The following is a 1,161-nucleotide window of genomic DNA, read 5'->3' as shown; positions in this document are numbered from 1 at the left end:
TCCGACAAATGCCGCCCGCTTTACCGAGTCAATCCCATACCGTCCACGGATCCGGTCCACCGTTGCGTCCATTTTCTCCAGCTTTTCATAATCTGTCGTGTCAAACATATCCAACTGGCGCATATTGAACCCATCCTTTACCCGGCTGGTGTGGATCCCCAGATGCCGGATGGCTGTCCCATCCCATAATTGGTCAAAAAGCTGGCAGGCACAACGATGGATCTCAATGGTTATGTTCGTAGCGTTCTGCAGCGTCATCTGGTGGCTGGCATATCGCAGGTCATGAGATTTGATTCCCACAGCGATCACTTCCGCCCGCACCTTGACTGCCCGCAGTCTGGTTCCCACCGTCTCCGCCAACGCCAACAACACCAGCTTCGCCGTAGATGCGTCTGTCACGTCAAAAGCAATGGTGGTGGAGTTTCCGTACCCTTTATTCGCCGGAGCTTCGGATTGCACCACGGACACATCCATCCCGTTGGCAAAGGCCCAGATGACTTCTCCATGTTTCTTCAGATGCACTTTCAGCAGATGTGGATCTACATGGGCCAGTTCCCCTATGGTATGGATCCCCAGGTTAAACAGCTTTTTGGCAGTCGCCCGCCCGACAAAAAACAGATCACTCACCGGAAGCGGCCACATTTTATCTTCAATCTCATTATGCCACAGCGTATGCACCCGGTCCGGCTTCTGGAAATCTGATGCCATCTTAGCCAACAGCTTGTTCTCCGAGATCCCGATATTGACGGTAAATCCCAGCGTATCCCGGATTTGATCTTTCATCCTATATGCTGCCGTCACCGCATCGCCCCAGAGACCTTCCGTACCTGTCATATCCACAAAGGCTTCGTCTATCGAGTATTGCTCTACGGTTGGAGAATACTGGCGCAGGATATCCATAAATGCCTTGGAGCACTTTTCATATAGCCCATAGTTAGGCGGAACCAGGATCAACTCCGGACATTTCTGTTTCGCCTCCAGAATAGTTTCTCCCGTTTTTATATGGAACTTTTTGGCCGGAATAGATTTGGCCAGAATAATCCCGTGCCGCATTGCCATATCACCGCCAACCGCAGACACCTTTTCCCGCAGATCCTCCTTCCCGCCTAAATGGTGGAGGCGGTAAACAGCTTCCCAGCTCAGAAATGCGGAATTTACATC

Annotated in this window: 1 protein-coding gene; it reads right to left on the bottom strand. The window is 51.6% G+C overall.

Translation table 11 applies throughout. From position 1 onward, the window contains the following. Positions 1 to 1,161, bottom strand: a 1,161-nt coding sequence (locus B5E53_RS18640) for a DNA polymerase IV (protein WP_140401543.1), incomplete at both ends; no start/stop codon positions are given.

It is taken from the genome of Eubacterium sp. An11, from assembly GCF_002161065.1.
GTDB lineage: Bacteria > Bacillota > Clostridia > Lachnospirales > Lachnospiraceae > Anaerobutyricum > Anaerobutyricum faecale.
This window is presented reverse-complemented; position numbering and strand designations above follow the sequence as displayed.